Source organism: Mesorhizobium sp. WSM4829, assembly GCF_055811475.1.
The window spans coordinates 321,125-348,082 of sequence record NZ_JBVVQJ010000001.1; the positions used below are offsets into that span (position 1 = coordinate 321,125).

General features: G+C 62.9%; 31 protein-coding genes. 15 read left to right on the forward strand and 16 right to left on the reverse strand.

Annotation, left to right across the window (positions count from 1 at the left end; genetic code table 11):
- Positions 1-13 precede the first annotated feature (13 nt).
- Positions 14-1,045 carry a LacI family DNA-binding transcriptional regulator gene (locus tag AC0L17_RS01385; RefSeq protein WP_473514477.1) on the forward strand — a complete coding sequence of 344 codons (1,032 nt, stop codon included), beginning with the start codon at positions 14-16 and terminating at the stop codon, positions 1,043-1,045.
- A gap of 26 nt (positions 1,046-1,071) precedes the next feature.
- Here the strand turns inward: AC0L17_RS01385 and AC0L17_RS01390 are convergent, their stop codons facing one another.
- The 3 genes from AC0L17_RS01390 to AC0L17_RS01400 form a co-directional block, all read right to left on the reverse strand.
- Positions 1,072-2,073, reverse strand: coding sequence for an LLM class flavin-dependent oxidoreductase (locus tag AC0L17_RS01390; protein WP_473514478.1), 1,002 nt, complete (start codon positions 2,071-2,073; stop codon positions 1,072-1,074).
- A gap of 161 nt (positions 2,074-2,234) precedes the next feature.
- Complete coding sequence (locus tag AC0L17_RS01395; protein ID WP_473514479.1) at positions 2,235-3,398, reverse strand: AI-2E family transporter; 1,164 nt, start codon at positions 3,396-3,398, stop codon at positions 2,235-2,237.
- Between the two features lie 213 nt (positions 3,399-3,611).
- The gene (locus tag AC0L17_RS01400) at positions 3,612-4,673 is read right to left on the reverse strand and encodes an LLM class flavin-dependent oxidoreductase (RefSeq protein ID WP_473514605.1); all 1,062 of its coding nucleotides are present in this window, start codon (positions 4,671-4,673) and stop codon (positions 3,612-3,614) included.
- Between the two features lie 244 nt (positions 4,674-4,917).
- Between AC0L17_RS01400 and AC0L17_RS01405 the strand changes: the two genes are divergently transcribed.
- Positions 4,918-5,346: a DUF6481 family protein gene (locus tag AC0L17_RS01405; protein ID WP_023801556.1), complete on the forward strand. Its 429-nt coding sequence runs from the start codon at positions 4,918-4,920 to the stop codon at positions 5,344-5,346.
- A 185-nt stretch (positions 5,347-5,531) separates the two neighbouring features.
- On the opposite strand, the gene sugE is transcribed toward AC0L17_RS01405, so the two are convergent.
- Entirely contained in the window at positions 5,532-5,846 is a 315-nt protein-coding gene (gene sugE / locus AC0L17_RS01410; RefSeq protein ID WP_091596354.1) for a quaternary ammonium compound efflux SMR transporter SugE, read from the reverse strand.
- A gap of 179 nt (positions 5,847-6,025) precedes the next feature.
- Complete coding sequence (locus AC0L17_RS01415; RefSeq protein ID WP_023801558.1) at positions 6,026-6,151, reverse strand: hypothetical protein; 126 nt, start codon at positions 6,149-6,151, stop codon at positions 6,026-6,028.
- 211 nt (positions 6,152-6,362) lie between these two features.
- Between AC0L17_RS01415 and AC0L17_RS01420 the strand changes: the two genes are divergently transcribed.
- Together AC0L17_RS01420 and AC0L17_RS01425 are read left to right on the forward strand one after the other, a co-directional pair.
- Complete coding sequence (locus AC0L17_RS01420) at positions 6,363-7,193, forward strand: transglutaminase-like domain-containing protein (RefSeq protein WP_473514480.1); 831 nt, start codon at positions 6,363-6,365, stop codon at positions 7,191-7,193.
- Positions 7,194-7,292: 99 nt separating this feature from the next.
- Positions 7,293-7,697, forward strand: coding sequence for a GFA family protein (locus AC0L17_RS01425; protein WP_023801560.1), 405 nt, complete (start codon positions 7,293-7,295; stop codon positions 7,695-7,697).
- 4 nt (positions 7,698-7,701) lie between these two features.
- Here the strand turns inward: AC0L17_RS01425 and AC0L17_RS01430 are convergent, their stop codons facing one another.
- Positions 7,702-8,958 carry a DNA recombination protein RmuC gene (locus AC0L17_RS01430; RefSeq protein ID WP_473514481.1) on the reverse strand — a complete coding sequence of 419 codons (1,257 nt, stop codon included), beginning with the start codon at positions 8,956-8,958 and terminating at the stop codon, positions 7,702-7,704.
- 105 nt (positions 8,959-9,063) lie between these two features.
- Here AC0L17_RS01430 and def point away from each other — a divergent pair, with 105 nt between their 5' ends.
- From def to truA, 5 genes are all read left to right on the forward strand, one after another.
- Positions 9,064-9,609 carry a peptide deformylase gene (def, locus tag AC0L17_RS01435; RefSeq protein WP_128170220.1) on the forward strand — a complete coding sequence of 182 codons (546 nt, stop codon included), beginning with the start codon at positions 9,064-9,066 and terminating at the stop codon, positions 9,607-9,609.
- Between the two features lie 94 nt (positions 9,610-9,703).
- The gene (locus AC0L17_RS01440; protein WP_473514482.1) at positions 9,704-10,009 is read left to right on the forward strand and encodes a plasmid stabilization protein; all 306 of its coding nucleotides are present in this window, start codon (positions 9,704-9,706) and stop codon (positions 10,007-10,009) included.
- Between the two features lie 12 nt (positions 10,010-10,021).
- The gene (gene fmt / locus AC0L17_RS01445) at positions 10,022-10,957 is read left to right on the forward strand and encodes a methionyl-tRNA formyltransferase (protein WP_473514483.1); all 936 of its coding nucleotides are present in this window, start codon (positions 10,022-10,024) and stop codon (positions 10,955-10,957) included.
- A complete protein-coding gene (locus AC0L17_RS01450; protein WP_128184972.1) occupies positions 10,954-11,463 on the forward strand; it encodes a GNAT family N-acetyltransferase in 510 nt (169 codons plus the stop codon). The genes fmt and AC0L17_RS01450 overlap by 4 nt, the downstream gene beginning before the upstream one ends.
- Before the next feature lie 17 nt (positions 11,464-11,480).
- Positions 11,481-12,242, forward strand: coding sequence for a tRNA pseudouridine(38-40) synthase TruA (gene truA / locus AC0L17_RS01455; protein ID WP_473514484.1), 762 nt, complete (start codon positions 11,481-11,483; stop codon positions 12,240-12,242).
- A gap of 276 nt (positions 12,243-12,518) precedes the next feature.
- On the opposite strand, the gene AC0L17_RS01460 is transcribed toward truA, so the two are convergent.
- The 6 genes from AC0L17_RS01460 to dapD form a co-directional block, all read right to left on the reverse strand.
- Positions 12,519-13,124 carry a hypothetical protein gene (locus AC0L17_RS01460; protein WP_023801567.1) on the reverse strand — a complete coding sequence of 202 codons (606 nt, stop codon included), beginning with the start codon at positions 13,122-13,124 and terminating at the stop codon, positions 12,519-12,521.
- Positions 13,125-13,126: 2 nt separating this feature from the next.
- Positions 13,127-14,326: a succinyl-diaminopimelate desuccinylase gene (gene dapE / locus AC0L17_RS01465; RefSeq protein ID WP_473514485.1), complete on the reverse strand. Its 1,200-nt coding sequence runs from the start codon at positions 14,324-14,326 to the stop codon at positions 13,127-13,129.
- A gap of 284 nt (positions 14,327-14,610) precedes the next feature.
- Positions 14,611-15,618 carry a diguanylate cyclase domain-containing protein gene (locus tag AC0L17_RS01470; protein WP_473514486.1) on the reverse strand — a complete coding sequence of 336 codons (1,008 nt, stop codon included), beginning with the start codon at positions 15,616-15,618 and terminating at the stop codon, positions 14,611-14,613.
- Positions 15,619-15,865: 247 nt separating this feature from the next.
- Entirely contained in the window at positions 15,866-16,588 is a 723-nt protein-coding gene (locus tag AC0L17_RS01475) for a hypothetical protein (protein WP_287284277.1), read from the reverse strand.
- A 21-nt stretch (positions 16,589-16,609) separates the two neighbouring features.
- Positions 16,610-16,981 (reverse strand): DUF805 domain-containing protein, encoded by a 372-nt coding sequence (locus AC0L17_RS01480; protein ID WP_027152133.1) that lies wholly within the window; start codon positions 16,979-16,981, stop codon positions 16,610-16,612.
- A 27-nt stretch (positions 16,982-17,008) separates the two neighbouring features.
- The gene (dapD, locus tag AC0L17_RS01485; protein ID WP_128175767.1) at positions 17,009-17,863 is read right to left on the reverse strand and encodes a 2,3,4,5-tetrahydropyridine-2,6-dicarboxylate N-succinyltransferase; all 855 of its coding nucleotides are present in this window, start codon (positions 17,861-17,863) and stop codon (positions 17,009-17,011) included.
- A gap of 143 nt (positions 17,864-18,006) precedes the next feature.
- Between dapD and AC0L17_RS01490 the strand changes: the two genes are divergently transcribed.
- Positions 18,007-18,846 (forward strand): LOG family protein, encoded by an 840-nt coding sequence (locus AC0L17_RS01490; protein ID WP_023801573.1) that lies wholly within the window; start codon positions 18,007-18,009, stop codon positions 18,844-18,846.
- Between the two features lie 36 nt (positions 18,847-18,882).
- Here the strand turns inward: AC0L17_RS01490 and AC0L17_RS01495 are convergent, their stop codons facing one another.
- Complete coding sequence (locus tag AC0L17_RS01495) at positions 18,883-19,590, reverse strand: pyrimidine 5'-nucleotidase (RefSeq protein WP_023801574.1); 708 nt, start codon at positions 19,588-19,590, stop codon at positions 18,883-18,885.
- Between the two features lie 162 nt (positions 19,591-19,752).
- Here AC0L17_RS01495 and AC0L17_RS01500 point away from each other — a divergent pair, with 162 nt between their 5' ends.
- The gene (locus AC0L17_RS01500; RefSeq protein WP_023801575.1) at positions 19,753-20,514 is read left to right on the forward strand and encodes a GGDEF domain-containing protein; all 762 of its coding nucleotides are present in this window, start codon (positions 19,753-19,755) and stop codon (positions 20,512-20,514) included.
- A gap of 117 nt (positions 20,515-20,631) precedes the next feature.
- Here the strand turns inward: AC0L17_RS01500 and phhA are convergent, their stop codons facing one another.
- Positions 20,632-21,468: a phenylalanine 4-monooxygenase gene (gene phhA / locus AC0L17_RS01505; RefSeq protein WP_128175770.1), complete on the reverse strand. Its 837-nt coding sequence runs from the start codon at positions 21,466-21,468 to the stop codon at positions 20,632-20,634.
- Between the two features lie 135 nt (positions 21,469-21,603).
- Here phhA and AC0L17_RS01510 point away from each other — a divergent pair, with 135 nt between their 5' ends.
- Positions 21,604-22,080, forward strand: a complete 477-nt coding sequence (locus tag AC0L17_RS01510) for an Lrp/AsnC family transcriptional regulator (RefSeq protein WP_023801577.1) — start codon at positions 21,604-21,606, stop codon at positions 22,078-22,080.
- 57 nt (positions 22,081-22,137) lie between these two features.
- Here AC0L17_RS01510 and argB read toward each other — a convergent pair whose 3' ends face one another.
- Together argB and AC0L17_RS01520 are read right to left on the reverse strand one after the other, a co-directional pair.
- Positions 22,138-23,031: an acetylglutamate kinase gene (gene argB / locus AC0L17_RS01515; RefSeq protein WP_473514487.1), complete on the reverse strand. Its 894-nt coding sequence runs from the start codon at positions 23,029-23,031 to the stop codon at positions 22,138-22,140.
- A gap of 75 nt (positions 23,032-23,106) precedes the next feature.
- Positions 23,107-24,630 (reverse strand): amidase, encoded by a 1,524-nt coding sequence (locus tag AC0L17_RS01520; protein ID WP_023801579.1) that lies wholly within the window; start codon positions 24,628-24,630, stop codon positions 23,107-23,109.
- Positions 24,631-24,846: 216 nt separating this feature from the next.
- Between AC0L17_RS01520 and AC0L17_RS01525 the strand changes: the two genes are divergently transcribed.
- The 3 genes from AC0L17_RS01525 (at position 24,847) to AC0L17_RS01535 (ending at position 26,873) form a co-directional block, all read left to right on the forward strand.
- Positions 24,847-25,386 carry a sigma-70 family RNA polymerase sigma factor gene (locus tag AC0L17_RS01525; RefSeq protein WP_128175774.1) on the forward strand — a complete coding sequence of 180 codons (540 nt, stop codon included), beginning with the start codon at positions 24,847-24,849 and terminating at the stop codon, positions 25,384-25,386.
- On the forward strand, positions 25,383-26,081 hold the full coding sequence (locus AC0L17_RS01530; RefSeq protein WP_473514488.1) for an anti-sigma factor: 699 nt from the start codon (positions 25,383-25,385) through the stop codon (positions 26,079-26,081). Before AC0L17_RS01525 ends, AC0L17_RS01530 begins: the two co-directional genes overlap by 4 nt.
- 234 nt (positions 26,082-26,315) lie before the next feature.
- Positions 26,316-26,873 carry a fasciclin domain-containing protein gene (locus AC0L17_RS01535; protein WP_091596413.1) on the forward strand — a complete coding sequence of 186 codons (558 nt, stop codon included), beginning with the start codon at positions 26,316-26,318 and terminating at the stop codon, positions 26,871-26,873.
- Positions 26,874-26,958 lie beyond the last annotated feature (85 nt).

The following is a 26,958-nucleotide window of genomic DNA, read 5'->3' on the forward strand; positions in this document are numbered from 1 at the left end:
CACGGCCCCGACCATGCTGCACGTGGCTGAAGCGGCGCGTGTTTCGGTCGCCACCGTCTCGGCGCTGATCAACGGCACCGCGACCGTCAGTCCCGAGCTCAGCCAGCGCATCGAACAGGCGATCCGCGACATCGGCTACAAGCGCAACGCGATCGCCCGCAGCTTGAAGATGGGCACGACCCGCACCATCGGGCTTACCGTTCCCCACATCACCAATCCGTTCTTCACCGATGTCGTTTCGGTCATCCAGCAGGCATTCGACCGCGCCGGCTATGCGGTCATGCTGTGCTGCACGGACGAGGACCTGAACACGCAGGATGACCAGATCAGGCTGCTGCTCGACAGAATGGTCGACGGACTGATTGTTGCGCGCGTCGGCGACGGCGCGATCCTGAAGAGAATTGTCGACGACGCCAACGTGCCGGTGGTGCTGCTCGACCGCGTTTGCGAAGGCGTCGATACCGACACCGTCGTTCTCGACAACCAGCGCGCGGTGTTCGACGCCATCACCTATCTGATCGATCTCGGCCACCGGCGGATCGGCTACATCTCCGGATCGTTCGACATCTCGCCCATGCATGACCGCATGACGGGATATCGCGAGGCGCTCCAGGCTGCAGGCCTGCCGGTCGAGAGCGAGCTTGTCCGCTTCGGCAATTTCCATGAAGTCGACGGCTACAACGCGACGATGCAGCTGCTTTCGCTGCACGACCGCCCGAGCGCGGTCTTCTCGGCCAACAACCCGATGGTGATCGGCACCATGAAGGCGATCCGCGATATCGGGCTGTCTTGCCCCGAGGACATTTCGGTTGCCTGCTTCGACGATTTTCCGTGGTCGGACGTGTTCCAGCCGCAACTGACCACGGTCGCACAACCGGTCAAGGCGATCGGTGAGCAGGCGGCCAATCTGCTGCTCGACCGCCTAGCCGGAAACAGGGACGCGCCGCCGCGCAAGCTGACGCTCAAGGGACGCCTGATGATCCGCAATTCATGCCGGCCCCTTGGCGCGCCGCTGGGGGCGATCGCACAAAGCGTCAGCGCCTAACGCGCCTTCGCAGCGTCGCAAAAAAGTCAGGCCGCTTCTGACAGCGATTTGTGGATGTTGGCCAGAATCTCGAAGGATCGCACCCGCGCTGCGTGGTCGAAAATCTGCGCGGTAACCATCAACTCGTCGGCGCCTGTGCGCTGCACGAACGCTTCGATGCCTTGCCTGACCGTTTCCGGGGCGCCGACGACGGCGCAGGACAGCGCCTGGTCGAGCATGGTTTTGGCCATCGGGTCGAGGTCGCGCTCATATCCGTCGACCGGCGGCGGCAAGCGGCCGGGCCGGCCTGTGCGCAGATTGACGAAGGCCTGCTGCAGCGAGGTGAACAACAGCCGCGCCTCGGCGTCGGAGGGTGCAGCGAACACGTTGAGGCCGAGCATCACATAGGGCTTGTCGAGCTGTTTCGACGGCTGGAAGCGCGAGCGATAGATCTCCAGTGCGTGGTCGAGTTCGGCCGGCGCGAAATGCGAGGCGAAGGCGTAGGGCAGGCCGAGCATGGCGGCGAGCTGCGCACCATAGAGGCTCGAGCCCAGAATCCAGATCGGCACCTGCTCGCCCTCGCCGGGCACGGCGCGGATACGCTGACCGTCTTCGGCCGGCTGGAAATAGCCCATCAGCTCGACGACATCCTGCGGAAAACTGTCGGCGCCGGCCTCGAGGTTGCGGCGCAGCGCGCGCGCCGTGCCCATGTCGGTGCCCGGCGCCCGCCCGAGGCCGAGGTCGATGCGGCCCGGATGCAATGCGTTGAGCGTGCCGAACTGCTCGGCGATGACCAGCGGCGAATGGTTGGGCAGCATGATGCCGCCGGCGCCGACGCGTATCGTTGTGGTGCCGCCGGCGACATGGGCAATGACGACGGAGGTGGCGGCGCTGGCGATGCCCGGCATGTTGTGATGCTCGGCCAGCCAATAGCGCCTGTATCCCAGCCGCTCGGCATGGCGGGCGAGATCGAGCGAATTGGCGAGCGATTGCGAAGCGTTGCTGTCTTCGACGATCGGCGACAGGTCGAGAACGGAAAGAGCGGTCATGGGCGGCGGGGATCCTGTGGACGGGAGGGATGTAGGAACCGACCGCGATGGCCGCAAATTCAAAAAATTGAACTGACGCCCATGAGTCCACCCAAGCAAAAAGGGGCGCTCTGGAATTTACAATCCACGGTTCCCTGCCGCAGCTTATCCCGCTTCTCGGATCATACGCCCGCAGCCGTGTCGGTTTCTGAAATCTCTTCGTCCTCAACCGCCGTATGTTGCGCCGCCAGGAAATTGCCGACATGGCTGAGGCCGTCGAAATGGTCGCAGAACACCTTGATGACGACCAGCAGCGGCACCGCCATCAGCGCGCCGACGAGACCCCACAGCCAGGACCAGAAGGCAATGGCGATGAGGATCGCCACGGCATTGATCTCTAGGCGGCGGCCGACCACCGTCGGCGTCACGAATTGGCCTTCGACGGTATCGCACAACAGCACGAAGGCCGGCGCCAGCAGCGCGTAGGAGATGCTGTCGAAGCTGATCAGCGCGATGATCGTGACCAGCGTGATGGTAATCAGCGCCCCGATATAGGGCAGGAAATTGAGCAGAGCCGCTGCTGCGCCCCAGACCTGCGGGTTGGGCATGCCGAGTGCCCAGAGGCCGAGTCCGATGATCACGCCCAGGCATGTATTGATGACGGCGACGGTAAGCAGATAGTGCGAGATTTCACGCTCGACGTCGTAGACGACGCGCAGTGCCCGCTTCTTTTCGCTGAGACTGGGGAAGGATTCGACGATCTTCTCATAAAACATCGTGCCGGAGGCGAGCAGGAACAGCGACAGGACGAAGACGATGATGAGGCTGGTGCCCGCCGACAGCAAATTGCCGGCGGCTTGCGAGAGGATGCCCGATTGCGCCATGGCTACCCTCTGGACGCCCGGCCCTTGGGAGGTCTGCGTCAGTCCCTCTATCTGCCGCGAAATCTCCATGATCCTTTCGAAAGGACGCCGCAGTTGCGCGAGACGTTCGGTCAGCTGCTGGCCAATCACCGAGGTGTTGTTGATGAGGTCGATGACCGGGCCGCTGAGCAGATAGCCGGCCACGGCAAGGATGCTGACCGACAGCACCACCAGCAGTGTCGCCGATATCACATCGGGCATGCCGTGTTTGCGCAGGAAGCGGACGATCGGCGTCAGCGTCAGCGCCAGCAGGAAAGCCAGGATGACCGGCATGAAGAAGGCACGGGCGAAGGAGAGCGCGTAGATCGCCATAAGGATGAAGATGCCGACGAGCAGCGAACGTATCAGGTGCATGTCCGCACGCGCCTCGACGCGCGGATCGGGGCTCTCGGCAGCGCCCGAAGCGGCGGGTTCGGCTTTCATTCTGGCCCTCGGCGGCACACTGCGATTGGTGTACGCTGTTGGCGGAAACGCCTTTGCGGCTTCAAGGTTCCGTTGGAGCGACGTGCGTCCACCTGGACGCTCGAAGTACGCTCTAACGCTTTGAATTTACCATCGGCCCGAAAATCGATTCCGATTTTCGGCCGATGCGTTAGCCGGCGCTGACGATGACTTAGGCCCTACCTGGCCGGCGAGTCAGGCGGCCGGCGCGGCAACGGCGGGGATCGCCTTCGCCGTTTCCTTGCGCACGATCGGTGCCACCTTGGTGCCGTAGAGTTCGATCGCCTTCATGATCTTGGCGTGCGCCATGGTGCCGATCGCCATTTGCAGCAGGAAGCGGTCGTTGCCGAATATCCTGTGCTGGGCAATGATCTTTTCGGCCACCTGTTCGGGGTTGCCGACGAACAGCGCGCCGTTCGGGCCGCGCGACTGGTCGAAATGTGCTCTCGACGTCGGACCCCAGCCGCGCTCGCGGCCGATGCGGTTCATCACCTCGGCCTGCGGCCCATAAAAATCGTCGGCCGCCTGGTCGGTGGTCGCGGCAATGAAGCCGTGCACGTTGAGGCTGGTGGCCAGATCAGCCGGATCGTTGCCAGCCCGCTTGGCCGCTTCCCTGTAAATATCGAACAGCGGCGCGAACCGCGCCGGCTCGCCGCCGATGATGGCCAACGCCAGCGGCAGGCCGAGCGCACCGGCCCGCGCGGCGGATTGCGGCGTGCCGCCGATCGCGATCCAGATCGGCAATCTGTCCTGGAGCGGGCGGGGGTAGACGCCGCGATCGTTGATCGGAGCGCGCAGCCTGCCCGACCAGCTCACCTTGACATGATCGCGGACGGCAAGCAGCAGATCGAGCTTTTCGGCAAAGAGCTCGTCATAGTCCTCAAGATTGTAGCCGAACAGCGGAAAGGATTCGATGAACGAGCCGCGCCCAGCCATGATCTCGGCCCGGCCGCTGGATAGAAGGTCGAGCGTTGCAAACTGCTGGAAGACACGGACCGGGTCGTCGGAGGATAGCACAGTGACCGCGCTGGTCAGCTTTATGCGCCGGGTGCGTTCGGCGGCTGCGGCCAGGGCTACGATCGGCGCTGAAGCCGCATAATCGGGACGGTGATGCTCGCCCAACCCAAACACGTCGAGGCCGACCTGGTCGGCCAGCTCGATCTCCTCGATCAGGTTGCGCAGCCGCTCATGCGCACCGATGGTGCCTGGGCCTGATTCCGGGCTGACGTCGGCGAAGGTGTAGAGACCGAGTTCCATCATCTGTCATCCTGGTGTTTTGTTCTGGTGTTTTGTTTTTCGCGCTACAGGTAGCGACCAGTCCGCCGCGCCGCCAGAGGGTCGGATGGTGAACAGTGCATGTCCGTTTCAGCCGAATTCAGCCGAAAATGCGTCTCCCGGCTGCAACAGCTCAGAATTTCATGGCTGGCATACCGTTTTGGCGCTTGAACTCTGGGTTTTCACGCGTATGTAAGCCTCGCAAATTGACTCCAGGGAAGTGGACTTGGCTATCTATAGGGAAAAAGACGTTTTCGAGCGGCGCAATGCCGCAAACGAGGCAAAGAAGGCGCTTCTCGAGCGCTTCAAGGCAAAGCCGGCAGCAGACGATCCAGCGGTGCTGGCACGACAGGCCGAACGCAAGGCGATCCTCGAAGCCCGTGCGATACGCGAGGCCGAAAAGGCCAGGCTGAAGCAGGAGAAGCTGGCGCGCGAAGCGGCCGAAAAGGCTGAGCGCGAAGCTGCTGCCGAAGCCGCGCGGATTGCTGCGGAAGAAGCGGCGCAGGCGGAAGCTAAGATCCGGGAAGCCGAAGAGAACGAGCGCATCGCTCGTTTGCTTGCCGACGAGGCCGAGCGCAAAGCCAAGCGCGACGCGCGCTATGCGGCGCGCAAGCAGCGCACCGGCAGGACGCCTCCGGGCTTTTCCGCTCGCTAGCGCTCCAAGCGCGATTTACCAATCAAATTCAGGGCCGCCTTGCAGCGGCCCTGAAGGCGTTTGTGCTGCTGCCTTGCAGCAAAACTAATGCATGTCGCCCAAAAGTGCGCAGCGGTTTTGGGACGAGGACATGCATAAAAAAGAGCGTAAAGCGCGTCGCATGAGTCCCTTCAGACGCACGCGCTTTACGCCGCGAGTTTCAATCCCATGATGCCGCAGACGATGAGTGCGATGCAGGCCAGCCTGATCGCGGTCGCAGGCTCGCCGAGCAGCCAGATGCCAAGCAGCGCCGTGCCGACGGTGCCGATGCCGGTCCACACCGCGTAAGCCGTGCCGACCGGCAGCGTCTTCAGCGCCAGTCCGAGCAAGGCGAGACTGACGACCATCGAGGCAACCGTCAGGACGGTCGGAAGCGGCTTCGAAAAACCGTCAGTGTATTTGAGGCCGATCGCCCAGCCGATCTCGAACAGGCCAGCGAAGAAGAGAAGAATCCACGACATCGGAACGCTCCATTGGACTGCGGGTCGTCCCGGTCTTTTCGGAAAGCGCGAAGTCGTCTTCGCGGCATTGATTTAGAAATGCCCAATCAACAGCAGCGCCGACAGCACTTCAGGACCAGTCGCTGAATGTCGATGGTCCTGGAATGCCGTCGGTCATGACTGCGCCGAAACGCCGAGGCTTACTTGTCCTTGAGTTTGGTCGCCTTGACGGGCGGCGCTTTCAGGGTCGGGGCAGCGGCAGGTTTCTTCGCGTCCTTCTTCGGCTTGCGGGCTTCCTTGCCCGCCTTCATCGCACCTTTAGCCATGATTCGTTTCCTCCAATTGTGGCAAGCGAAATGAACCAAGAGAAACGCCCGACCGCAAGAGGCATAATCTGGCGCCGGCGCCAGTCGTCGGCTGTCAACCGTTTCTAATTCGCTCGTAAACCGCGCTGGTCCGTGCGATGATCTTTTTTGCACTGCAGCAACGGCCCGTGCCTTCGCCGGGTGGTGATCCGGCAGGACGGTCAGGACGACAATGCGAATCCATATCGGCTGCGAGATGAGCTTCGACTTTCCGCAGGAAACGCCGCTGATCGCGATGCTCAACGTTCACTATTCCCGCGCGTCCGATCTCGTGCGGCCGGATTTCCTGACTTCGAACCCACCGGTGCCGATCGAGAGCTACCGCGACAGTTTCGGCAATTGGTGCAACCGCCTTGTCGCCCCGCCCGGTCGCTTCACCTTCGGCACGGACGCGGTGATCCGCGATTCCGGGAGTTTCGAGATGAGCGATCTGGTGGCGTGGCAGCACGAGGTGCGCGACCTGCCGTCGGAGACGCTGCTGTTCCTGCTGCCGAGCCGCTATTGCGAGAGCGACGTGCTGGCGAACGAGGCGTGGCGGCTGTTCGGCCACTCACCGCTCGGTATTCCACGCGTGCAGGCGGTCTGCGATTTCGTCCACAACCACATCATCTTCAACTACGGCAACGCGCGGCCGACGCGCACGGCAGCAGAGGCCTATCGTGAGCAAAGCGGGGTCTGCCGCGACTTTGCCCATCTCGCCGTCGCCTTCTGCCGCGCCTTGAACATCCCGACGCGCTATTGCACCGGCTACATCAGCGACATCGGTTTGCCGAAACCGTGGTCGGACATGGACTTCGCCGCCTGGATGGAGGTCTATCTCGGCGGCCGCTGGCATGCCTTCGATCCGCGCAACAATGCGCCGCGCATCGGCCGCATCCTGATCGCCTCCGGCCGCGACGCGGCCGATGTGCCGCTGACCCATATCTTCGGGCCGGGTATGCTGGCCGGTTTCAAGGTCTGGACGGAAGAAGTCATCGAACAGGCGTCGGCGCCGCAGTCTTGAACCACCGGACGGTTCGCGCGTTGTGATTGCCGGTGGAGCTTCGGCCGGTGCGCCGTTAAGCTCCAACGCATCGAGGCTCGGCTGAAGGGAGGAGCGAAGATGAAAATCGACGGCGGGTGCCATTGCGGCGCCATCACTTACGAGGCGGAGGTCGATCCGGACAACACCAGTATTTGTCACTGCATCGATTGCCAGCAGCTGACCGGAACAGCGTTTCGGGTGACCGTGCCGGCGCCGGAGGAGCACTACCGGATCACCAAGGGCACGCCGAAGATCTACATCAAGACCGCAGCGAGCGGCGCCAGGCGCGCCCAGGCCTTTTGCGGCGAGTGCGGTACGCACCTCTATGCCACGTCGGTCGGCGACGGGCCGAAAGTCTACGGCATCAGGGTCGGCACGGCGCGGCAGCGCGAACAACTGATCCCGAGAAAACAGATCTGGCACCGCTCGGCGCTGCCTTGGCTGCCGGAGTTCGAAGGCACGATGATCGTCGAGGAGCAGTAGCCTCTCAGTCGTCGCCTTCGACGACCCTTAGCCGCAGTTGGCCGGTCTTGGAATCGGCGACGCGCGCACCCGCTTCGGTCTTCGCGCTGCCCGATCCGGCGTCGCCCTCCGTCGGCTGCGCGCCGAACTCCAGCGCCTCGATCTTTTGGCCGCGCTTGGTCACCTTCGACGTCGAGACGAGGATATCGTCGATATCCTTGGCCGACTGGCCGAAATGGCTCTGCAGCTTGCGCACCCGCTCGTCGAGGCGCGAGACATCCTCCATCAGCCGGATGACTTCGCCCTGGATCAGATGCGCCTGCTCGCGCATGCGGGCGTCCTTGAGGATCGCCTGGATGACCTGGATCGACAGCATCAGCAGCGACGGCGAGACGATGACGATGCGGGCGCGGTGCGCCTTGTGGACAATCCCCTCGAAATTCTCGTGGATCTCGGCGAATACCGATTCCGACGGCACGAACATGAAGGCGGTGTCCTGCGTCTCGCCCTGGATCAGGTATTTGTCGGAAATATCGCGGACATGCACCTCGATATCGCGCCGGAACGCCTGTGCGGCGACCTTCTGCAAATCGGCGCCTTCGGCGGCACGGATGGCATTCCACGCTTCCAGCGGAAACTTGGCGTCGATGGCAAGTGCAGGCGCTCCGTTCGGCATCTTCACCAGGCAGTCGGGCCGGTTGCCGTTCGACAGGGTCGCCTGGAATTCATAGGCGCCGTGCGGCAGGCCATCGGCGACGATCGCCTCCATGCGCGACTGGCCGAAGGCGCCGCGCGTCTGCTTGTTGGAGAGGATTGCCTGAAGTTGCACGACCTGGCTGGCGAGCGACTGGATGTTGCCTTGCGCTGTATCGATGACCGCCAGCCGCTCCTGCAGTTTGGCGAGGCTTTCATGCGTCGATTTCGTCTGCTCGGTCATGGTCTGGCCGAGACGGCCGGTCATCGCGTCGAGACGCTGGCCGATCGACTGCGTGAGTTCGGCCTGCCGCGCCCCGAACACTTCGGCGATGGCGCCCATGCGGCCCTGCATCTCGGCCTGGCTTGCCAGGATGCCGGCCATCCGCGCCTCGGCGTCGCGGGCGTGGTCGGCGGCTTCCGCGGCAGCCACCGCACGCGCCTTGGCCGAGCGCCAGAGCGCGACGACGAGCGCCACGAACAGGCCCAGGAACAGGACCGCGCCGAATGCCAGCGCGTGGCCGAGCGTGATCGTGGTGGCGCCGAGCCGGGCGATCGGTTCGGACAGGATGGTGGTCAGGTCGTTCATATCGGACAGCATAGATGATTCGGCCTGACGACACAGATCAAAACGTGAACGCCGCTGCAAATGCCCCGGTTGACGCTTTTCGTGCGAGGTCTTAGGTGAGACGCCATGTCGATCAAGCCGCTCATCATCCTTCCCGATCCCGTCCTGCGCCAGGTTTCGAAACCGGTCGAGCGCGTCGACGGCGCCTTGCGCAAACTGGCCGACGATATGCTGGACACGATGTATGACGCGCCGGGCATTGGTCTGGCGGCGATCCAGATCGGCGAACCGCTGCGCATGCTGGTGATCGACCTCGCCAAGGAAGACGAGCCGCCGGCGCCGCATGTCTTCATCAATCCCGAGATTCTTGAGAGCGCCGATCAGCGCTCGGTCTACGAGGAGGGGTGCCTGTCGATCCCGGATTACTATGCCGAGGTCGAGCGCCCTGCCGCCGTGCGGGTGAAATATCTCGATCGCGACGGCAAGCTGCAGGAGATCGAGGCCGAAGGGCTGATGGCGACTTGCCTGCAGCACGAAATCGACCATCTCAACGGCGTTCTGTTCATCGACCACATCTCGAAGCTGAAGCGCGACATGGTGGTGAAGAAGTTCAAGAAGCTCGCCAGGGACAAACCATCAGGCAGCAAGGCGCCGGGCAAGTTAGTGGGATAGGGCGATACTCGCGCAGTTTGATGCTGAACCTTTCGAAGATGTTGGCGGGACAGCGCCCCTCTACCCTGTTCCAGATCAGGAAATGGAGACGCCGATGAGCGACATGCTGACCAGAAATATTCCCGAACCCTTGAAGCGGGAAATCGAGCAGGCGGCGCGTAAGAGCGGCCAGAGCCTGTCGGGCAAGGCGATAGCTCTTCTGCGCGAAGGCATGGTCGCCGAAAGGCAAGCAAGGCTGGAGCCGGGTCTTTCGGCATGGGACGCGATTCGCGCGGCATTCGCTGCTGAAAACGCAATTGGCGATGAATTCGCCAAGATCATGAACGAAATCGAAGCAGAAAGGAAACGCGACTTCGGTCGCCGACCCGCAAAGTTCGCGACTTCGACTGAGCCGACTTAACGGCCGAACAAAATGCCCTTGCGCGTCATCTTCATGGGTACGCCCGAATTCTCGGTGCCGACGCTGCGGGCGGTCGCGGATGCTGGACATGAGATTGGAGCCGTCTACACTCAGCCGCCGCGCGCCGCCGGTCGCCGCGGGCTGGAACTGACGCCGTCGCCGGTGCAGCGCGATGCCGAGCGGCTGGGCCTCGAACTGCGGACGCCGGTGTCGCTGAAGAACGAGACCGAGCAGCAGGCGTTCCGCGCCTTGCGGGCCGATGTCGCCGTCGTCGTCGCCTATGGATTGCTGTTGCCCAAACCCATTCTCGAGGCGCCGCGGCTCGGCTGCCTCAATGGTCACGCGTCGCTGTTGCCACGCTGGCGCGGCGCCGCCCCTATCCAGCGCGCCATCATGGCCGGCGATACCGAGGCAGGCATGATGGTGATGCGGATGGAAGAGGGCCTAGACACCGGCCCGGTGGCGATGGCCGAAAAATGCGCCATCGGCCCCAATATGACGGCCGGCGAACTGCATGATCGGCTGATGCACATTGGCGCCGCGCTGATGGCGGGAGCGCTGGCTCGTCTGGAACGGGATGCCCTGACTTTTACCGCACAGGCGACGGAGGGGGTGACCTATGCCAAAAAGATCGATAAAGCGGAGACGCGCGTGGACTGGACGCGGCCTGCTGGCGAAGTCCACAATCATATTCGCGGCCTGTCGCCCTTTCCCGGCGCATGGTGCGAGATCGAAATTGCCGGCCGCCCGGAGCGGCTGAAACTGCTTCGCTCGACGCTTTCGCAAGGCGCCGGCGAGCCGGGAGGAATTCTCGACGACCGGCTGACGGTCGCCTGCGGGTCAGGCGCGATCAGGTTGGTCGAAGTTCAACGTGCGGGCGGAAGGCCCATTGCCGCGCAGGAGTTTCTGCGCGGGGCCAAGCTCGAAAAAGGAACGAAATTCTCATGAGCATGATGTCGATACGCGCGGCAACGCCGCGGGACCGCGAGGCGATCCGCCTGGTCGAGGAACACGCATTCGGCCAGCAGGCGGAGGCCGGCCTGGTCGACGCGCTGGTCAGCGGCGGCGATGCCGTCGTCGAACTGGTGGCGGAAGAAGATGGACAGGTGGTCGGCCATATTCTGTTTTCGCGGCTTTACGTACAGAACGGCGGCAAGAGCTTTCCGGCGGTGGCGCTGGCGCCTCTGGCGGTCGAGCCGTCATTCCATGGCACCGGCATCGGCGGTGCGCTAGTCCGCGAGGCGCATATCCGCCTGAAGGATGCCGGCGAGGTGCTGGCGGTGGTGCTTGGCGATCCCGCATATTATGGCCGCTTCGGCTACAGTCACGCGCGCGCCGAAAAATTCGAAAGCGAGTTCCAGGGCGAAGCGCTGCAGGCGCTGGTCTGGGGCGAAGCGCCTGAGACCGGCAAGCTGGTCTACGCTTCGGCTTTCGGCACCGCGCTCGCCGCCTAACTTCATCCTTCTTGGGAATGCCGCGTTTTCGCCTCGACATCGAATATGACGGCAGCCTCTATGCCGGCTGGCAGCGCCAGGCAGACCAGCCTTCGGTGCAGCAGGCGATCGAACAGGCGATCGAGAAATTCTGCGGCGAACAGGTCTCGCTGCGCGGCGCCGGCCGCACCGATGCCGGCGTCCATGCGACCGGTCAGGTGGCGCATGTCGATCTCGTCAGGGCGTGGCCTGATGACAAGGTGCGCGATGCCGTCAACGCCCACCTGCAAACGGCCAAGGCGCGCATCGCCATCCTCAAGGCGGCTGTGGTGCCGGATAGCTTCGATGCGCGTTTCTCGGCGATCGGCCGCCACTATCTCTACCGTATCGTCAACCGGCGCGCGCCGGCGGCGCTCGACAAGGGCAAGATCTGGTGGGTGCCGAAGCGGCTCGATGCCGAGGCCATGCACGATGCGGCAAAGGTGCTGCTGGGGCGGCATGATTTCACCACGTTCCGCTCGACCCAGTGCCAGGCCGACAGCCCGGTCCGGACGCTCGACCGGCTGGATGTCAGTCGGCTGGGTGACATGATCGAAGTGCGAGCCTCGGCGCGCTCGTTCCTGCACAATCAGGTGCGCTCGATGGTCGGCTCGCTGAAGCGCGTCGGCGAAGGCGGCTGGACAATTGCCGACCTGAAAGCGGCGCTCGACGCGCGCGACCGTGCAGCCTGTGGCCAGGTGGCGCCGCCCGACGGACTTTTTCTCATCGGTGTGGACTACCCGCAGGCGGCACACGACTGAGTAAAAATCAGTCCTCGTCGTCTTTAACCAATTGTGGGAGTTGGCGCTGCCCCTCATCGCCTCCGCTGGGCACTTCTCCCCGTATAGTGCGGGGAGAAGAGGCTGGCCGCAGCCGCAGCATCCTTCTTGCAACGTCTGTGGTTGGCAAAATCGTTGATGAGAGCTGCCCTCTCCCCGTCACTATCGGGGAGAGGATGCCGGCAGGCAGGTGAGGGGCGGCGCCAACGTCAGCAAGCGAAACCACACCGGGGATTCGGACAAATTCAGTTGGATGCTTCAAGTGCCGGTTCCGCTCGGCGCAACGATGCCGAGCAGCGCCTGCAGCACGAACAGAACGACCAGCGACGCCACGAACATTCCGGCGAAGACAGCGCTGCCGACAGCCGCGCCCCTGCCGATGGCGACGTTTGTCATCCGCCAGGTCAGGATCATCGACAGCGCGAACAAAAGCAGCGACGCCAGTACGGCGAACTCGTTGGTGGACGGCAGGAAAAGCCTGATCAACGCCGCTGGCAGCATCATCCAGGCGATGATCGCCGACGCCCAGTTGCTGGCGACGACATAGTGGACGAAGCGCCCGCCGATGCCGGCGCGCGGCGCGACGAGGGCAAGGCCGACAAGCGGCAACACCCAGACGCCGATGTCGACTGTCGCCAGACGGATCAGCATGCTGAAGCGTCCGGCGAATGCATTCGGATCGCCGATCTCGTTGGCGAGGCCGACCCAACCGACGATCAGCGCCGGTGCCGCGACGACGATGGCGAAGAAGGAATTCCAGAAACCGTCGGCCGAAAGGTCGAACTGGCGCAGCCCATCGGCCTTGCCGAGCATCAGTCGCCAGGCGCCGTTGAGCGAAGCATAGGTTTCATCCGACGAAAGCATGATTACGATGCGCCTTGCTCGAACCAGTCTTCGATGAAGCGCTGATAGATCTGCGTCAGCGTCTCGAGGTCGGCAAGTGCAACGCGTTCATCGACCATGTGCATGGTCTTGCCGACCAGCCCGAACTCGACCACCGGACAATAATCCTTGATGAAGCGTGCATCGGAGGTGCCGCCGGAGGTGGAAAGCGCCGGCTTCCTGCCGATCACCGCCTTGACCGAACCGCTCAGTGCTTCGACCAGCCGCTCGTCGCGGGTGAGGAAGACGTGGCTCGGCCGGTCGCGCCAGGCGAGTTCGTAATCGACCGGCATCGTCTTGCCGGCCCGGTATTTCTTTCGCTTCGCCGCCTTGTCGAGACGGTTGTGGATTTCCGCCTGGATGGTCTCGGCGGTCCATGTGTCGTTGAAGCGGATGTTGAAGGTGGCAGTCGCCTTTGCCGGAATAACATTGGTGGCCGGATTGCCGACGTCGATCGAGGTCACCTCCAGATTGGTCGGCTGGAAGTCCTTGGTGCCCTTGTCGAAGACTGGCTGCAGCAAGGCGTCGACCAGCGTCATCAGGCCGCGCACCGGATTGTCGGCAAGCTGCGGGTAGGCGGCGTGGCCTTGGCGGCCGTTGACGATGATGCTGCCGGACAAAGAGCCGCGCCGGCCGATCTTGATCATGTCGCCCAGCGCATCGGGATTGGTCGGCTCGCCGACGATCGACGCATCCCATTTTTCGCCCTTGGCGACCGCCCATTCGAGCAGCTTTGTCGTGCCGTTGATGGCCGGCCCTTCTTCGTCGCCGGTGATCAGCAGCGAGACAGAGCCCTTCAGGCCGCCTTTCGAATCGAGATGGCGCGCCACGGCGGCGATGAAACAGGCGATGCCCCCCTTCATGTCGACGGCACCGCGACCGAACATCTCACCCTTGGCGATCTCGGCAGCGAAAGGCGGATGCGTCCATGAGGTCTCGTCGCCGACCGGCACCACGTCGGTATGCCCGGCGAACATCAGGTGCGGACCGTTGCCGGAGCGCCGCGCATAGAGATTTTCGATATCGGGCGTGCCGTCCTCCGAGAACACCGGGCGCTCGACGGAAAAGCCGAGTGGTTTCAGCATTGTTTCCAGCGTGCTCAGTGCCCCGCCCTCGATGGGTGTCACGGAGGGGCAGCGGATGAGGGCGGCGAGATTTCCAGCGGGATCGGTCGGCAACGTCATGGGCAAAATCGTTAGTCGAAAGCGCAAGGCCTGTCACGGCCAGACATAAGGGCCAGCCATCCCGCCGACACTATGGTTTTCATGGCGTATTGTCGCAGGCCTGATGCATGTCGCCCAAAAGGCATGGCCTCGGGCTTGACCCGTGCGGGCGCAGCGGTTTTGGGCAAATGCGCATAAACAAAGGCTTAAAAGTGCGTCGTAGGAGTCGCTTCAGACGCGACGCACTTAGGCGGGATACGGGATATTGCATGGACTGAGCGACAAAGGCCCAATAATCGCTGTGGTCAGTTCGCGGCCCGCACGTGCGCCCGGTAACGGCCCTTTCCGGTGCGTTTGGCTTCATAGAGCGCGTGATCGGAGCAGGTGAGAAGAAGTTCCGGCTCGCCGCCGTCGGCAGGCGCGAAGGCACTTCCAATGCTCAACCCGATGCGTATTGCGGTGCCCACGCCAAGGTCGAAAGGTACCGAAATCTTCTCAATGGCGCGCTTTGCCAGCATGGTCGCTTCGATCTCGGATGTGTCGGGCAGCAGGATCACGAATTCGTCACCGCCGATGCGAAAGACCACATCCCCCGGTCGGAAAGCGCGCTTCAATCGTTCGGCTACCTTGCGCAGCAGCATGTCGCCGACCGCGTGGCCGAAGCGGTCATTGACGTGTTTGAAGCCGTCGAGGTCCATGCTGAGAACGGCAAACGGCCTGCCGCCGTTTGCTGCCGGCATCGCAAGCTCGCTGCACATGCCGCGCAGTTTCTCCTGAAGGAAGATGCGGTTTGGCAGGCCGGTGAGCGCGTCCTTGATCGCCAGATCGCGATTGTCCAGTTCGGCGCGGATCATGCGGGCGTTGATCGCATGATTTTGAAGCAGCACGATGATGACGCCGGCCACATAGAAAGGCACTTGAAACCCGACGATCGACATTCCGGGCGCCGGAGATAACAGCGCGCCAACCAGGAAAGGCAGGCTTACGGCCAGCATGACGAATATGGCATAGCGCGGGGTCGCTGCGTTGCGTGACGACACCACGCCGACGACGCCTGCGACGTTCAAGGCAGCCAGCACGGCAAGCGCCATATCCCCGCTGACGACGCAGCCATAGCAGCCGAGGCCGAAAATCAACGACCATGACCCACCGGCGGTCATGAGGCCTGCCAGCGGCCCCGTTCCCCCGCGCTTGCGGGTCCGCTCACATTCCCGCATCAGCAGGAAGCGGACGGCAAACAGGATGAGGTCGGCCGCCATCCAGGCGTAGGGCCACCGGTCGCCGGTAACGACCGCGGCGCCGACTGCCAGCACCAGGACACTGATGGTGCCGAACAGGACAGCGAATTTGCGCTCGAAAGTGGTGTCGAGAAGCCGCGCGCGGACAGCTTCCGGTTCCGCTCTGATCGGCGAGGAAAACCAGGCGAACAGCCGCGCGCCGGCGCTTCGCTTTCCGCGCGTTTTCGGGTTGGCCAGCGGTTCGTCGTGTGCCAGTTGAGTGCTCCGTGCCGGTCGACACAGTGTTCACGGGGCATGCTGGACCAAGGTGATTAAGATTAGCTTAGGTACCTGGACGAGCCGACCGCAATGGACCGTCGATCAGCGTGATCTTTTGCCAGATCTTTCGCGACAGATTGGAGCCCAGGGACTCGATGTCGTTGACGCCATCGACGACCACATCGTCGTTGACCGATTGCGCGAACAGTGCGGCGATCTTGCCGGTGATCGACAGCATTTCGGAGCAATAGTCGAGGTAGCGCGCGAGGTCGGCACGGTCGGTTATGCGTGCCGGTGAATGCGATGTCGGCTTGAAATCGGTTGAAAGCGCTGCCGGATCCTTGGTTAGCTGATGCATGTCGATGACATGGATCAGCGATCGCAAGCCATGAAGCTTGCGAAACACCTGCTTGCGCTTGATGCGCTCCTCGGTCCGGATCAAGGCCAGGAAGCCGAGCATCGCGAGGATGATCATGTTGATCAAGGATTCGATGCCTTGCACCGACTGGATGGCGTCGTGGGCTCCCGAGATGCGGCCGAGCGGCAGGATGGTGCCGACGAACAGGAACATCAGAGCGCCGGCGGCAATGGTGACGATGACGACGCCGCGCAGCCACCAGATCGGCGCTTCCAGCGCCTTCGCCGCCTTGGCCAGATCACGCGACAGCGACACAAGTTCTATAGCGACGCCACGCAAGCCGGTATCGGGAAACCGCTCGGCGACGCGTTTTTCCAGTCGCTCGGCAGTTTCGATGATCAGTTTCGCATCCAGCGTGCGGTAGCGCATGGCTAGAGACCCGCCCGGCGCTCAGGATTCGGCCGGCGCATTGGTGCGTTTGCCGTAGCGGTTGGGTCCGGGATCACTTTTGAAAAAGGCCAGAATGACAAGGAGAATGGCGCCGACGATGAGAGAGATCAATGCGTAGTAGGTAGGCTTGCCGAAATCATGGAACCGCTTCGCCGTTAGCGCAAAGGTCGACCATGTCGAGACGACCACAGCGATCCACCAGGCGAGCGCCCAGTACTGACTTGCAGCAGTGCCCAACGGCGTTCGCGAGAACTGGTAGAGCAGGAAAAGCTGAGTGAGGAGCGGCAAAAGACCCGCCAAAACATAGGCGCTGGGGTTCACTCGCCCGGAAAGGCTGAAGAAAAGCCATAGAAATCGAGGTCTGTCGAGCAAGCGGGTAGGTCCGTTTTTTTGAAAAGATCAATCGCGAAGCAGTTCATTGATCGAGGTTTTGGAACGGGTCCTGGCATCGACCCGCTTGACGATGACGGCGCAGTAGAGGCTGGGACCCCAGTTTTCGCCTGGCACGTTCTTGCCCGGCATCGTGCCCGCCACCACCACTGAATTGGCTGGCACTTCGCCGTAGAAAACCTCGCCGGTGGCACGGTCGACGATCTTGGTCGACTGGCCGATGAAGACGCCCATGCCGAGTACCGAGCCTTCGCGCACGACGCACCCTTCAACCACTTCGGAGCGTGCGCCGATGAAGCAGTTGTCCTCGATGATGGTCGGGCCGGCCTGCATCGGCTCCAGCACGCCGCCGATGCCGACGCCGCCTGATAGATGCACATTCTTGCCGATCTGGGCACAGGAGCCGACCGAGGCCCATGTGTCGACCATGGTGCCGCTGTCGACATAGGCGCCGACATTGACGAAGGACGGCATCAGCACGGCACCTGGCGCGACGTAGGCGGAGCGGCGCACGATCGATGACGGCACGGCACGGAAACCTGCCTTCTCGAAGTCGATGGCGCTCCAGCCGTCGAATTTCGACGGTACCTTGTCCCACCACACGGCCTGGCCCGGACCACCCTTGATGATCTCCATCGGGTTGAGTCGGAACGACAGCAGCACAGCTTTCTTCAGCCACTGGTTGACATGCCATTTGCCGTCGGCCTGGCGCTCGGCAACGCGGACAACACCCCGGTCGAGCAGGTCGAGCGCCGCCTGGATGGCGTCGCGCGCTGCGCCGCGGGTTGCCGTCGAAATCGTCTCGCGTTCCTCGAAGGCGGTTTCGATGGTCTTTTCGAGGCTCGCCAGATCGGGCTTTGACATGAATTCGCTCCATTACCAAGCTGTTAAGGGGCCGCACCTTAACCTGTTTTGAAAGTCGCCGGACCCTATGTGAAGGCTTGGTGAGGGTCAATCGCGCCTGCGTCGCGAGACGGCGCAAGTGAATAATTGGACGGGTAGGTAATATGACTCCTATGGAAAAGGCGGGGTGGACGCCGTTGCCGCATTCGGACGAGGATCTGGAGCGGTCGAAAAGCGTGCCGGACACGCCGCAGACGCGTGCCGAGACCTACCGGTTGGCATGGAACGATCCCGACTTCATGACACGGCGCGAATTGCGCGCGGTCAGGCTGCAGCTCGAACTGTTGAAGCCGGAGATGATCCTGGCCGAGCGCGGCATCGGCTCGACCGTCATCCTGTTCGGCGGGGCGCGCATACCCGAGCCCGGCGGTGAAGCCTGGGCGGCCAAGAACGAGACGCAGAAGGAAAACCTCGAGAAAAACAGCAAATATTACGAGGAAGCGCGAAAATTCGCCCGGCTCTGCTCGCAGCAGTCGGCCACCTCCTATTATCGCGAATTCGTCGTGGTGACAGGCGGGGGACCCGGCGTGATGGAAGCCGGCAACCGCGGCGCCGACGATGTCGGCGCCCCGTCGATCGGCCTCAACATCGTGTTGCCGCACGAGCAGGCGCCGAATGCCTATGTGACGCCGGAGCTCTGTTTCAACTTCCACTATTTCGCGGTCCGCAAGATGCATTTCGTCATGCGCGCCAAGGCTGTCGCGGTGTTTCCCGGCGGCTTCGGCACGATGGACGAATTCTTCGAGACGCTGACCCTGATCCAGACCGGCCGCATGGAGCGCGTGCCGGTGATCCTGTTCGGCAAGGCTTTCTGGAAACGGGCGATCGATCTCGATTTCCTCGCCGAGCAAGGCACGATCACCCCTGGCGACCAGGACATCATCGATTTCGTCGACACCGCCGACGAAGCCTGGGGGATCATCAGCCGCTTCTATCAGCTTTAGGCCGCGGGCTTCGATCCGGCTTTACGAAGCAACGGCTCAAGCGGTGATGTCGACGATCGCGGTGAGGAATTCGGCAAGATCGTCGGTGACGAAATCCACATCGTCCTCGTGGCCCGGGTCGCGTTCCCAGATTTCCGAGAAGGTCGGCTCGAAGTTGCGCGGCACAACCAGCACGGTGGTCATGCCCAGCGATTTCGGCACGGACAGGTTGCGGGCCAGATCCTCGAACATCACCGCATTGTGGCCGGTGACCGCGTGGAGTTCCGCGAACTTCTCGTAGGTCTGGCGGGCCGGCTTGGGGTTCAGCCCGGCAGCGACGATATCGAAGATGTCGTCGAAATGATCGAGGATGCCGAGTTGGCGCGCGGTGCGTTCGGCATGCCTGCGGTCGCCATTGGTGAAGATGAACTTGCGGCCGGGAAGCTGGCGGATGGCGGTGCCGAGAACGGGATCGGGAACCAGCCAGGAATAGTCGATGTCATGGACCTTCTCGAGAAAGTCGTCGGGATCGATGCCGTGGCGCGCCATCAGACCGTTCAGCGTCGTGCCATATTCCCGGTAGAGTTCCTTCTGCAGCTTGCGGGCATCGTCGCGTGGCAGCGTCAGCAGTTCTCCGACATAGGCGGTCATCTTTACATCGATCTGCGAGAACAGGTTCGAATGGTGCGGATAGAGGGTGTTGTCGAGGTCGAACACCCAGTCGGTGACATGGGCAAAGCGGGCGGGATCCGGGAGCGTGGTCATGCAACCCCTTATGGCACGAAACAATGCTTTTGGCAGAGGCTTTATCCACAACTTATGCGCGTCATGGGTGGCGAAAAACGCGCGATGGTTCAAATTTTAGGCATCGCCGAAAGGTGCCATTCAGGGCTTGCTGGCACACAGACGGTCCAGGGGGAACCAGCGATGAGCCGCATATTTCTGAAGTCTGCCGCCGTCGCTTTCGCCTCCCTCGCAGTCTCGCTGTTGTTGACGCTGATCGTCGTTCCGGCAATGGGCTTTCCGATCAACCGCACGATCTGGCTGACGTCCACGGTCTGCCCGCTGGTGCTCGCCTGGATCGCCAGCGCCTACACGTTCTGGCAGGGCGAGAGGTTGAAAGGCGCTCATCGCGACCTTGCCCGCGCTCATGCCCAGCTCGCCGCTGCGCATCGGCGCCTGTCGGAGAAGGCAAGCCGCGACGACATGACCGGCATGCTCAACCGCGAGAGCTTCTTCGCCGCCCTCGAGGCCACCCGGCGTAAATCCGATCGCGGTGCGTTGCTGATCATCGACGCCGATCACTTCAAACTCATCAACGACAGCTACGGCCATCTGACCGGCGACGATGCGCTGCTCCTGATTGCAAGCGCGATCGAGCGCGGCGTGCGCAGCGGCGACGTGATCGGCCGCATCGGCGGCGAGGAATTCGGTGCGTTTCTGGTCGGCGCCACCGAACAGGAAGCCAAACGCGTCGCTGAACGCATTCGCCGTGAAGTCGAGCTGATCCGCTTCCGTCCCGTCGATGAGCGGGTCATACCCCTCACCGTCAGCATCGGCGGTGTCACCTGCGGCGAGGATGCCGGCGTATCGGATCTGATGCGTGTCGCCGACCGCCGCCTTTACCAGGCCAAGGATCGCGGCCGCAATCTGACCATCCTGGACAGGGACGTTTCCGAAGCGGCCTGAGCACGCCATCAGGCGTCAAGAAGCCGGCTCACCCGGCCTGCCGATGGATCGCCATCACAGCGCGCCACCAATAACGCCCGCGCCGATCGGCTGCGAGCGTCCGAGCCGGGCCAGCCTCTAAAGTTTCGCCGGGTCGAGCGCCGGCTTGCCCTTGTGGCGTCCGATGATCGCTGCCATGTCGGCGACGTTGTGGAAGGCATCGCGCAAAACGTCGAAGGACGGCAGCACGAAATAGGCGCGCTGGAACTTATCGATCTCATAGCTGGTGCGCATTACCGTTTCCAGATCGAAGGGAACATGATGCGCGTCCTTGCTTTCAACCGCGAATTGAAGTTCGGCAAAGGACGACATCAGCCCGGCGCCGAAAGCCTTCAACGGTTGGCCGGCCTCCTGGATCAGCCCGTACTCGACGGTGTACCAATAGAGGCGGCTGATCATCTCGTCGCCGCCGAGCGCGATCAGATGCTCGGCCTTCTCGCCATACATCTGCATGAAATCGGCAAAGACCGGCTGGGTCAGCACCGGCACATGGCCGAAGAAGTCGTGGAACATATCCGGCTCGACGATGTAGTCGAGCTCTTGTTTCGTCCGCAGCCAGTTGGTCACCGGAAAGCGCCGGGCGGCCAGGTGGACGAAGAAGGCCGGTGCGGGAATGAGGCCCGGCACGGCGACGATTTCCCAACCGGTAAGCTTGCGCAGCTTCTCGCTGACCACACCGAAATCCGGAATCCTGTCGAGCAGGCCCAGCGTGGCGACGCCGTCGAGATAGGACCGGTGTGCCAGCTTTTTGGTTAGCTTCGTCTGGCGGTCGCACAAAGTACGCCACACCGCCTGCTCGTCAGCTGTGTAGTTGTAGCTCTGCTCCACGGTGAAATCAGCACGGCAGACCGAATAGTCGCCGCGAAGGCCTTGCGCCGCGCATTCGCGGGCGTAATCGGCAACGTTCATCGTCATGGCTGTTCTCCTTGGAAATCACGACTAACATCTTGAAAGTTTAGCCGGATCCGGTGAGGCAAATCCGCTTTGATGATGGCTCGAACAGGCGATTTGAGGTAAAAGCCACCACAGCAGAGCTGCAGGAGAGTGAAAGTGCCTCAGTTTGACGATTTTGAGATCAAGATGCTCGATATCTTGCAGCGCGATGGGCGCAAGCCTGTGTCCGAACTGGCCCAGGAAATCGGGCTTTCGACGACGCCATGCGCGCGCCGCTTCGAGGCTCTTCAGAGCGCCGGCATCATCAAGCGCTTTGCCGCTGTGCTCAGCCGCCGCGCCATTGGCCTGATGGTCGAAGTGTTCATTCAGGTGCGCCTGGTGACCCACAGCGACGGGTCGCCCGAAACCTTCATCGCCGCCGTACAGCGCATGGACGAGGTGTCGTCGTGCTGGACGATGACCGGCGACTACGATTTCCTGCTGCATGTGATGGTGCCGTCGGTCGATGAGCTCAACGCCTTTGTCATGCACCGGCTGATGCGGCTCGACGGCGTGCGCGACGTCCACACGCAGCTCGTGCTGCAGAACATCAAGGGGCCGGGCCACGTGCCGCTTGGACACCTCAGGCGATAAGTTCGCCTGGCGCCTGCTCAACCTTAGGTTGATACTCCAAAAAGTTGCAGCCTGCGCTTACCGCACGATCAGTGTGCCGGCGCCGTGTTCGGTAAACAGTTCGAGCAGCACCGAATGCGGCGTCTTGCCATTGAGGATGACGACGCCTTCGACGCCACGCTCGATCGCCTCGATGCAGGTCTCGACCTTGGGGATCATGCCGCCCGACACCGTGCCGTCCTTGATCAAGGCCTTGGCCTCGGCGACGGTCAGTTCGTCGATGAGCTTCTTGTTCCTGTCGAGCACGCCGGGCACGTCGGTGAGGAACAGAAGGCGTGTCGCCTGGCAGGCGCCGGCGATGGCGCCGGCGAAGGTGTCGGCATTGATGTTGTAGGTGTGGCCGTCACGGCCCGGCGCCACCGGCGCCAGCACCGGGATCATTTCGGACCGCGCCAGAAGGTCGAGCAGGGTGCGGTCGACCTCGACCGGCTCACCGACGAAGCCGAGATCGAGCACACGCTCGATGTTGGAGTCCGGGTCGACCATGGTCTTGCGCGCCTTTTCGGCGAAAACCATGTTGCCGTCCTTGCCGCACAGGCCGATGGCCCATTCGCCCTCGGCATTGATCAGCGCGACGATCTCCTTGTTGATCGAGCCGGCCAGCACCATCTCGACGATCTCGACCGTCTTCTGGTCGGTGACGCGCAATCCGCCCTCGAACTTCGATTCGATGCCCATCTTGCTCAGCATGGCGCCGATCTGCGGGCCGCCGCCATGCACGACGATCGGGTTGACGCCGGATTGTTTGAGCAGCGCGATGTCGCGGGCAAAGGCCTTGCCGAGCGCGATGTCGCCCATGGCGTGGCCGCCATACTTCACCACGACCGTCTTGTTCTCGTAGCGCTGCATATAGGGCAGCGCCCTCGAAAGCAGCGCGGCCTGCATTTCGGCGGTGGCGGCGAGGTCCGTCATTCGGCTTGGTTCCCAGCTTGGCATGAACGGCGGCGTCTTAGCGGGAATTGGAGCAGGGGGCAAACGGCTTTGCTGTCACGTCAGGTGAAATCGGCCTGCTTTCATACCGGGCACCTGCAGTGGCGCCCGCCGCGTCAGCCATCCCGAAATCTTTTCCATTTGCGCGGCGAGGGACAACAAGGTTTCCTCGTCGCCGGGGCGGCCAGCGGCCTGGATGCCGAGCGGCAGGCCGGCATCGGTGACATGAACAGGCAGCGCGATCGACGGCTGGCCGCTGACGTTCTGGATTGCCGGCCAGTGGGTGAACCACAGGCTCTTGTCCATCAACTGGCCGAACAGCGGCTTGAATTTCAGCAGGCGGGCAAGCCGCAGCCTGTCGAGCATTTCTTCCAGGAACGCATCTGCGCCTTTTGGATCCATCGCGCCGCAGGCGAGCGGCGGATGCGCGATGACAGGCATCAGCACGGCATCGTACCGCGCGGTCTCGATGATCAGCCGGCGCGACGTGGCATGCAGCCGCTGCAGGCTGGCATAGATCTCGCCGGCCGAAAGAACTTCGCCGAAGGCGCTCATCACCCGCGTGGTGCGTTCGATATCACCCGAAATGGAGCGGCCGACGCGCAAGACCTCGCCGCGCATCGTGCCGGCCACCGCCGCGGCGACGGTTCTGGCGAAATCAGCGATGAAATCGCGATCGATATAGGGCAGGTCGATCTCCTCTATCGTATGGCCGCCTTCGCGCGCCAACGCTATCGCAGTGTCCAGCGCCGCCAGCGTCTCGGTCGATATCGGCAAGCCGAGCGGCGATTTTCGGTAGACCGCCAGTTTCAGCTTGCCGGGGTCACGCACTGCTGCGGCGGCGAAAGTTCCTTTCGGCGTCGGCGCCGCATACGGCGACAGCGGATCGGGCCCATGCGTCAGGTCGAGCAGCAGGGCCGAATCACGGACCGAGCGGGAAACGGCGTGGTCGATGACCAGGCCGTACCAGCTTTCGCTGACCAGCGGCGTCAGCGGCACGCGGCCGCGCGAGGTTTTCAGGCCGACCAGCCCGGTGCAGGCGGCGGGAACGCGGATCGAGCCGCCGCCGTCCGAAGCATGTGCCACCGGCACGACGCCGGCCGCGACCAGCGCCGCCGCACCTCCAGACGAGCCGCCGCTGGTATGGGCTGTATTCCAGGGATTGCGGGTGATGCCGAAAGCGGCGGATTCGGTCATCAGCCTCAGCCCATGTTCGGGCGAGGTGCTGGTGGCGATCGGGACGAGGCCGGCGGCCAGATGGCGTTCGGTCATCACCGAGTCGAAATCGGCAACGAAAGCCGGAATGCGGCTGCCGCCGTGCGTCGGCACGCCTTTCATGGCGATGCCGAGATCCTTCAGCGCGAAGGGCACACCGGCCAGCGGCAGCTTGCGGTCGATGGTTTTCGCCCGCGTCCGCGCCGCCTCGTAAAGCGGCTCGGCGATGGCATTGATATCCGGGCGAGTGGCCTCGGCCCGCGCAATCGCCGCGTCGACGAGCTCCTGCGGCGAGATTTCTCCTTTGCGCACCAAGCCAGCCAGGCCGGTAGCGTCATGTTCCCACAGGGCCCGTTCGACCGACATTCTTGCTCCCCCAACTATCGGCAAGCTAGAGCATCGGATGCAAAAGTGGAAACCCGGTTTTGGGAAAATCCGATGCTCAAAAAGGTCGGCTCTTTCTCGTCAACGGAAGCCGACGGCGCTCCCGGTGCACAGGAACGCTTCCGTGGTCGCAATACATTGCAGTGGAATGATCTGGGGCAATTGCCTAATTTGGGCAATTGCTTAATTTGGCAGCCGATGACGCCGCAGGACATCAGCGACCTGATCGTCCGGACTTCGATGAAGGACCGGGCTGCGTTCGATCTGCTCTACCGGCAGACCAGCGCGAAACTTTTCGGCGTCTGCCTTCGTGTATTGAAGGACCGGGGAGAGGCGGAAGAGGCGCTGCAGGAGGTCTTCGTCAAGATATGGACGAAGGCGGACCGTTTCGCCGTCTCGGAGCTAAGCCCGATTTCCTGGCTGGTGGCCATTGCGCGCAATCACGCGATCGATCGGATAAGGGCGCGGCGAGAGCCTGTCGCCTATATCGACGCTGCGCTCGACGTCGCCGATCCGGCGCCGGGACCGGAGGCTGCGGCTGTTGCGGGCGGTGAATCCGGGCGCATCTATCGTTGTCTCGACGAATTGGAAAAGGACCGGGCGGCGGCCGTCCGGGGCGCTTATCTGGACGGCGAAAGCTATGCCGAACTGGCGGCGCGCCATGACGTGCCGCTGAACACGATGCGAACCTGGCTGCGGCGCAGCCTGTTGAAGCTCAGAGAGTGTCTTGAAAGATGACGCTGGCAGAGGATGACGGACCGGAATCTGGGGGCGACGACCTGTTTGCCGCCGAATACGTTCTTGGCGTCCTGGCCGCGGACGAACGCGAAATTGCGTCACGCCGCATCGACGCGGACGCCGCTTTCGCGCACCTTGTCGATGCCTGGGAGGCGCGTCTTTCGCCGATGGCCGACGCCTATCCGGAGACAGAGCCGCCGATCAGAGTCAAGGAGGCATTGGATCGCCGGCTGTTCGTCGCAGAGCCTCGCGCCGGCCTCTGGTCAAGCCTTGCCTTCTGGCGCGGTCTTGCAGCCGCTTCCGTCGCGGCGTTGGCGATCTATATCGCCGTGCCGTACCTCAACCCGCCGGCTGAGCCGCCGCGGCTCATCGCCTCGCTGGCTGCCGATGGCAGCGACGTCAGATACCTCGCCGTCTATGATGCCGCGCGTCGCGAGGTCGGCCTGTCGCATGTCTCCGGCGAGCGCGCCGCCGGCAAGGATTTCGAGCTTTGGATGATCGAGGGCAAGAATGCGCCGGTCTCTATGGGCGTCATCCCGGCCGGCCAGACCGCGCGTATGACCATCTCCCCGGCCGTGCAGGAAAAACTTGCGCAAGGCGCCGTGCTTGCGGTCAGCCTTGAACCGACCGGCGGTTCGCCGACCGGCCAGCCGACCGGCCCTGTGGTCGCTGCGGGCGATCTGAAGAGCATCTGATCGCCCCTGTCTGCAAATCACCCCTGTCTGCCGGTTTTCGAGAAGATTTTAAATCTATCGCCTGTGGTGACTTTAGCGGGGAAGCATGCAGGCTATAAGAGCCCTGCCATGAAAATCATGCTCGCCGTTATAAAAAATAAAATTTTCTCCTGAGCGGGCGAAACTCGGGCATTTATCCCCCGTATCTCCTTGCGCCCCAAAGAGGGGAAGAAATAAACTGAGGAGATAGAAATAATGCGTAAGTTCGCGACCCTTTTGCTTGCCGGAACGGTCGCCGTCTCCGCGCTCGCCACCGCCGCCTATGCCGAAAATCCGATGGTCGGCGGCGCCGCCATGTATGCCACCCGGAACATCGTCGAGAACGCCGTCAATTCGAAGGATCACACGACGCTGGTCGCGGCCGTCAAGGCCGGCGGTCTCGTCGACACGCTGCAGAGTGCCGGTCCCTTCACCGTGTTCGCGCCGACCAACGAGGCCTTTGCCGCCCTTCCGGCCGGCACCGTCGATACATTGCTCAAGCCCGAAAACAAGGACAAGCTGGTCAAGATCCTGACCTGCCACGTCATCGGTGCCAAGGCGATGGCCGCCGACGTTGCCAAGATGGCCATGGACGATGGTGGCGCGCACAAGGTCAAGACGGTTGGCGGCTGCGAGGTGACGCTCAAGGCCGAAAACGGCAAGGTCACCGCGACCGACGAGAACGGCAATGTCGCCAATGTGACCGTCGCCGATGTCGAGCAGTCGAACGGCGTCATCCACGTCATCGACAAGGTTCTCCTGCCGAAGATGTAACGAAGCGCCCGTCGCCAGCGAACGTATGGCTGAGGCTCCATGCCGAGTGCGCGGGTTTCCGCTTGCGTGACCCGCGCAATCTACA